The 6155-nt window shown below is 41.5% G+C and carries 11 protein-coding genes; 3 read left to right on the top strand and 8 right to left on the bottom strand.

What is annotated here, in order from left to right:
• Positions 1-239, top strand: a 239-nt coding sequence (locus BGC07_RS00425; RefSeq protein WP_139121723.1) for a transposase, incomplete at its 5' end; no start/stop codon positions are given.
• Between the two features lie 168 nt (positions 240-407).
• Here the strand turns inward: BGC07_RS00425 and BGC07_RS00420 are convergent.
• Entirely contained in the window at positions 408-1010 is a 603-nt protein-coding gene (locus tag BGC07_RS00420; RefSeq protein WP_069311530.1) for a short chain dehydrogenase, read from the bottom strand.
• Positions 1011-1190: 180 nt separating this feature from the next.
• Here BGC07_RS00420 and BGC07_RS21330 point away from each other — a divergent pair, with 180 nt between their 5' ends.
• Together BGC07_RS21330 and BGC07_RS21325 are read left to right on the top strand one after the other, a co-directional pair.
• Positions 1191-1448, top strand: a complete 258-nt coding sequence (locus tag BGC07_RS21330) for a DUF1289 domain-containing protein (protein ID WP_317135104.1) — start codon at positions 1191-1193, stop codon at positions 1446-1448.
• A complete protein-coding gene (locus BGC07_RS21325; RefSeq protein WP_235602801.1) occupies positions 1417-1716 on the top strand; it encodes a hypothetical protein in 300 nt (99 codons plus the stop codon). The genes BGC07_RS21330 and BGC07_RS21325 overlap by 32 nt, the downstream gene beginning before the upstream one ends.
• Positions 1717-1767: 51 nt before the next feature.
• Here BGC07_RS21325 and BGC07_RS00410 read toward each other — a convergent pair whose 3' ends face one another.
• The 7 genes from BGC07_RS00410 to cheB form a co-directional block, all read right to left on the bottom strand.
• On the bottom strand, positions 1768-1977 hold the full coding sequence (locus BGC07_RS00410) for a CBU_0592 family membrane protein (protein WP_235602800.1): 210 nt from the start codon (positions 1975-1977) through the stop codon (positions 1768-1770).
• Between the two features lie 177 nt (positions 1978-2154).
• Complete coding sequence (gene rplS / locus BGC07_RS00405; protein WP_069311529.1) at positions 2155-2502, bottom strand: 50S ribosomal protein L19; 348 nt, start codon at positions 2500-2502, stop codon at positions 2155-2157.
• A gap of 17 nt (positions 2503-2519) precedes the next feature.
• Positions 2520-3299, bottom strand: a complete 780-nt coding sequence (gene trmD / locus BGC07_RS00400) for a tRNA (guanosine(37)-N1)-methyltransferase TrmD (protein ID WP_069311528.1) — start codon at positions 3297-3299, stop codon at positions 2520-2522.
• On the bottom strand, positions 3299-3805 hold the full coding sequence (gene rimM / locus BGC07_RS00395; RefSeq protein WP_077216663.1) for a ribosome maturation factor RimM: 507 nt from the start codon (positions 3803-3805) through the stop codon (positions 3299-3301). Before rimM ends, trmD begins: the two co-directional genes overlap by 1 nt.
• A gap of 33 nt (positions 3806-3838) precedes the next feature.
• A complete protein-coding gene (gene rpsP, locus BGC07_RS00390) occupies positions 3839-4087 on the bottom strand; it encodes a 30S ribosomal protein S16 (RefSeq protein WP_069311526.1) in 249 nt (82 codons plus the stop codon).
• Positions 4088-4374: 287 nt separating this feature from the next.
• Positions 4375-4878, bottom strand: a complete 504-nt coding sequence (locus tag BGC07_RS00385; RefSeq protein WP_069311525.1) for a hypothetical protein — start codon at positions 4876-4878, stop codon at positions 4375-4377.
• A 79-nt stretch (positions 4879-4957) separates the two neighbouring features.
• Positions 4958-6055: a chemotaxis-specific protein-glutamate methyltransferase CheB gene (cheB, locus tag BGC07_RS00380; RefSeq protein WP_069311524.1), complete on the bottom strand. Its 1098-nt coding sequence runs from the start codon at positions 6053-6055 to the stop codon at positions 4958-4960.
• Positions 6056-6155 lie beyond the last annotated feature (100 nt).

Below are 6155 nucleotides of genomic sequence, written 5' to 3'. Positions count from 1 at the left end.
ATAAAATTCGCAAGAATATGAAAAATAAGCTCATGCCTATCATCGATAAAATTTTACTCAGAAAACGTGGAATTATTGAAAGTGTATTTGATCAACTTAAAAACATCTCACAAATCGAACATTCCAGGCATCGTAGTGTCAACAACTTTATTGTCAATATTCTTGCTGGATTAGCAGCCTATTGTCTTCAAGAGAAGAAGCCATCTCTTAACATCCAGCATAACCTATTGACCAGCTGAGTTATATCGAACTCACGTCATATAGGTTTAAATAGTGATATCATTGTGATCGCCAGGTTAATATAAAACTCCTAAAAAACAAGCTGGACACTATTTTGCTTGACTCCCTGCCCGCGCAGGGATGGTGAATATAAAGCCGTGATCATGACCTATAATATCGAGCTTTTGCTAAAAACCAACTTTATAAATTTGGCCCGTTTGTTTACCTTCAACACTTTTACTATAGGCTTTAGCAACCTCAGCGGCAGCAGCAGGCGCATAGCCCCTAAAGTAATTTTCATAGCGAGATAAAGCTTCTGTCACAACAGTTGGGCTGACAGTATTAATCCTTAATGAATTCGGCAGTTCAATGGCCGTAGAACGAACAAATCCATCAATTGCACCATTGACCATTGCCGCAGAACTGCCTTGGACAATGGGGTCATAGTTTAAGATTCCACTAGTCAATGTGAATGAACCACCATGATTTAAGTGTGAAATCCCCTGAAGAACTAAATTCACTTGCCCCATCAGCTTATGGCTGAGGCCAAAATGATAATCTTCGCTGTCCAGTTCATTAATAGGAGCAAATTTGACACGGCCTGTCGTCGCAATGATGGCATCTAAATTATGTGTTTTCTTATAAAGCGCTTGTATAGAAGCTAAGTCCGTAATATCAACTTGTATATCACCACTTTGTGACCCAGCAATGATAATATCATGACGTGACCCAAGCTCTTCTTTAACAGCCTGGCCGATAAGACCCGTACCACCGACGATCAATATTTTCATAAGCATTCCTTAACAAATTACAATGAATCTCACACCAACTCAGTCTATTTACTAAAACTATCCTAAAAGTCATAGAGTTGTATAGCCTAGCCGTGTGTATTTTGACGTTAGTTAAAAAAAGACTGGGCGAATTTTCTTTTAACCTGATGAATATTAACATGGATTTTTTTTCTTGGCAGAATGGCAAGGTTTTCGCATAATAATGGCAGCAGTATTAGAAGAGGTTCATGTGTAATGATTGATGGCAAAGCCACGCCCTGTGTTGGTTTGTGTTCTACCGTCTATGGTGACGATGTTTGTCGAGGTTGTAAGCGTTTTTACCATGAGATCATTGACTGGAATCAATATGATATCAATCAAAAACAAAAAAACCTGGTGGCGCTTAGAGCAGCTTACTGTCGAGATTTTGCAGCCCAAAATCGAAATCGTCGATATTGAAATTCTGCGCGCTCAATTAGATAAGCACCAGGTACGTTATTTTCGCTTTCAAAGTCCCTTTTGCTGGATTCACGCGCTACTGCGTGCAGGCGCTGAGAAAATTAACGATATCGATCGCTATGGCATTAAGCTACATAGAGATTATATTCAGCTTTCTCTGGTTGAGTTTTTACATAAAATTGAAGATGAGTTTTATCAAAAATCAACGGACTGGTTTAATGATTCGATAGAAGAAATAGAACCAATTGAGTTTGTCATTCAAAAGTAACCTGAACTTTCTAGGAGAGTTCAGGTTTTGCTGAAACTTGGCTCTTCTTCTCTAGAGCATGATTACCGGCGTTTTTTTTAACAGCCACTTTGCAATGCCATATAGAGAAATCAAAATCCAGAAGACTTCAATAATAAATGAGCCTAAGTTAAAGTGAATGCACAAACTAATAAGCAGTAAAATAGCGCCAACGAGGTTAATAATCGAAAAAGGCAAGCTCCCTGGGGCAACACGTTGTGATACCACTAAAAAATTACGCAATCACCACCAAAACCATACCCACCGTACCGATCAGCTGGCCAAATAAAGAAACACTCACAATTTAACTCACTTCAAATCAAACAAATCATTACAATAATACAAACAAAAAGAAGGGAGCATTTGCCCCCTCCTTTTAAGCCTACCATAAAAGTAAAATATGGTAAAAGCAGCAAAAAGCTACAGTTTCTCTTTGATACGTGCAGCTTTACCACGTAGAGCGCGAAGATAGTAGAGTTTAGCTCGACGTACCGCACCACGGCGCTTCACTTCAACACTGTCAACCAACGGGCTGTGTGTTTGGAATGCACGCTCAACACCCTCACCGTGAGAGATCTTGCGTACAGTAAAAGCAGAATGTAAACCACGCTTACGCTTAGCGATAACAACACCTTCAAAGGCCTGTAAACGCTCACGACTTCCTTCTTTTACTTTCACCTGGACAACCACTGTGTCACCAGGACCAAATTCAGGCAATGCATTTTTACGCATTTGCTCTTGTTCAATTTGCTTAATAATATCGTTCATGGCGAACCTCTCTGTTATTAAGAATTACTTACTTTATCAAGATCACTAGCAGAGCCGCACTGTGCTGCTTTAGCAAGATACTCGTCCAATAATGATTGCTGTTTTGCGGTCAACTCTAAGCGCTTAAATAAGTCAGGCCGTCTTAAATACGTCCGTCCTAGCGCTTGCTGTTGACGCCAACAGTCAATCTTCTCATGATGGCCACTCATCAGTACTTCTGGTACTTGACGACCATCAATTGACTCAGGTCGAGTATAGTGCGGGTAATCTAGCAATCCCGCCATAAATGAATCTTGTTCAAAAGACTCAGCATCTCCTAGAACACCGGGTAGAACTCGAATGATCGCATCCATTAACACCATTGCTGGAAGTTCACCGCCACTTAAGACATAATCCCCAAGTGAGATTTCTTCATCAACATCAGCCTCAATGACACGCTCATCAATGCCTTCATAACGCCCAGCCAATAAAATCAACTCAGGCATTTTGGCAAGTTCTAACACTTTGCTCTGGGTTAATGGTGCTCCCTGGGGAGATAAATAAACCACTCTGGCCTGCGCTGAGGTTTTCTTACGTGCTGCAGCAATCGCATCACGTAAAGGCTGAACCTTCATCAACATGCCCGGACCCCCACCATAAGGGCGATCATCGACGGTACGATGAACATCGTGAGTAAACTCACGCGGATTGACTGTACTGACCTGCACAGCTTTTTGCTGCACAGCTCGACCTGTCACTCCATATTGTGTTACCGCCTGAAACATCTCTGCAAACAGGCTGACCACACAAATATTCATCAGTACTCAGGATCCCAATCAACGATCATCTGTTGTGCCTTAAGATCAATCTTAATCACAACATGATCGAGATAAGGGATTAAGTGTTCACTTTCACCATTAATCACCATGACATCATTCGCCCCGGTCTCAAGCATGCTCGAAACCGTCCCCAATGGCTGACCTTCTACGGTGACCACATTGAGACCTTCAAGATCAGTCCAATAGACATCACCCTCATCAAGCTCAGGCAATTGATCTCGAGTGACATAGATATCACAGTTGGTATAACGCTTAACAACATCTCGATCGTTGCATCCTTCGATGCGCATCAAAATGTCATTTCCCGCAATACGCGTAGAGCGGACAGCAACTTCCTGCCACTCTTTTCCTTGGCGAATATACCAAGGACGGTAATCTAAGATCGCCGTCTTTTGTTCAGTAAAGGAATTGACTTTTATCTCCCCACGCACACCGTGAGCTGCACCAATACGGCCAACAACAACTTTGTGATCAGGCTGATTCATCTTTTCCATTACAAACAAGGAATTGCGTTCAAATTACGCAGCTTTGCGTGCTTTTTTAACAAGCACAGCAACTCGATCAGACATTTGCGCGCCTTGAGCAACCCAGTGATCTACACGCTCAAGATCAAGACGTAAGCTTTCAGCTTGGCCTTGTGCAACTGGGTTAAAAAAGCCAATACGCTCAATAAAGCGACCATCACGTGGACTGCGCTTATCTGATACGACAACTTGATAGAATGGACGTTTTTTCGCACCACCGCGAGCCAAACGAATTGTTACCATCGTTGCGTTTCCTCTATACTATCTTCTTTTAAAATCAATAAAATAGCGCTCTAAACTACTGTTTAGAGTCGCCGCAATGTGCTTTTACTTAGAATAAACTCAATAAAAGACTGGCGTAGTATATCCATTTTTGCTTTGTAATGCAAAGATTAAGGCTATCAGGCTGTAGCTAGCGATGAATGCTTTTGGTTTTCAGACGCCGTAACAAAAAGCACCATTAAAGTCATGGTGCTTTTTGTGCTTACCAGCATTGATTTACTCTGACTTATTCATAGTTTGACCAGTGTCTAGTCAGAAACAACCTCTTCACCAACGTGTTCTTTTTTCTCTACAGCAGGCTGGCAAAACTCATGATACTCAGAAACAAGCGATTCTGCCGGCTCTTGCAAACCAGACAACAAATACAGCAGATCTTCAGCATGCTTGAGCTTAACCTTCTGCTCTTCAAACTCTTTCACTTTGCTAATTGCTTCACTCGCTTCAAGCTCCCCAATCTCTTCAACAAAGGTATCGATCAGATAAGCTTTACCAATTGCGTATTGCTTTACCGCATTCATCACAGAAAAAGCCTCTGGTTTACGGGGTAAGCGAGTTGCATTTAACATGCAATTATCAAATAATACCGTAAAATCACGTGTTTCAAATAAAGCATTAAGCACATGGCCATTGAAGCTATCGGGTCGGGTAAAAAAAACAACACTTTCGAAAGTATGGTGCTCAAGTAGCTCGACCATATTGCACTGATGTGTATACGTACTCGCATAAGCAATACGTTTAATCTCTTTTGCCATTGTTCTTCCTTGAAAAATATATACTATCTCCTACTAAAGAGCATAACCTGAGAATAACAGAAAGCCAAACCACATCGCTTTACCTTGTCATCAATTTTTCTAAAATAAGCTGACTTAAGCGCCGAGGAATCTGCTCTAGGCTTATCACATTCTCCTGACAACCTTTTGCAAAGGCCTCACCCGGCATGCCCCAAATTACAGAACTCTGCTTATCTTGCACCAAAACGCTCGCTCCAGCTTTTTTCATAGCAAGTAAACCTTCTGCCCCATCTTTGCCCATTCCAGTCAATAAAGCACCTATGGCATAAGAGCCACAAACAGCACTGACAGACTGAAACAATAAATCCACCGAAGGCCGATGACCTGACACCTTCGCCTCATCAAACAACTCGCAAAGGTACTGCCCTGTCCCTGAAAGCACCAGTCTCATATGCTGATCTCCAGGAGCGATATAAACATACCCAGGATAAATGACAGTTTGATCTTTGACTTTATGAATAGACAAAGAGGAAACAGCATTTAAACGCTCAACGAAAACAGGGCTAAATTGCTCCGGAATATGCTGAACAATAACAATGGGCGGATAACAATCTGGCAACGAAGATAAAATATACTTTAAAGCTTCAATTCCCCCTGTAGAAGCCCCTATTGCGACAACAAGCTTTGCCAAGTCCTGCTCTCGATATTGCAAAACCTGCTCGTGCTCATAACAGGACAACTGCCCTACATACTGATTCGCAACAAAACTATTTTTTTTATAATGATTCATTCGACGAGAAACCTGTAGCTTTATAATAGATTGAAGCTTCACCGACAGAAAACTCTCGATACCCAGCCAACCATAATGATCATTTTCAGCAGGCTTAGTAACAAAGTCTAAAGCACCCAACTCCAAGGCACTTAATGTCATCGAAGTTCCCTTTTCCGTTAGTGTTGATAAGATCAGTACCGGCAAAGGCGTGCTCTCCATCAACTCTGCAAGAAAAGCCAAACTGTCTATCGCCTTCATTTCCGTCGATAACAAAACAGCATCGGGTTGCTCTGCAATAATATCTTCAAATGCGGTTTGTGCCGTCATCGCCTGAGCAACAACGCTCATACCTACAGTAGAATTAATAATCTTAGCCAGGCATTGCTGACTATAAGGCGAGTCATCGACAATCATTATGCGAATCATTTTATCAATCCAGCACAGGGCTTATTTATTTTAGGATAATCTTTCAAAAGCCAGCATCACCATTTTAATTTCACCTAGCTGATTTTATCCAATAAATCTA

It is taken from the genome of Piscirickettsia litoralis, assembly GCF_001720395.1.
Lineage (GTDB): Bacteria > Pseudomonadota > Gammaproteobacteria > Piscirickettsiales > Piscirickettsiaceae > Piscirickettsia > Piscirickettsia litoralis.
The sequence above is the reverse complement of the archived record's forward strand: the minus strand, read 5'-3'. Positions and strand labels throughout refer to the sequence as shown.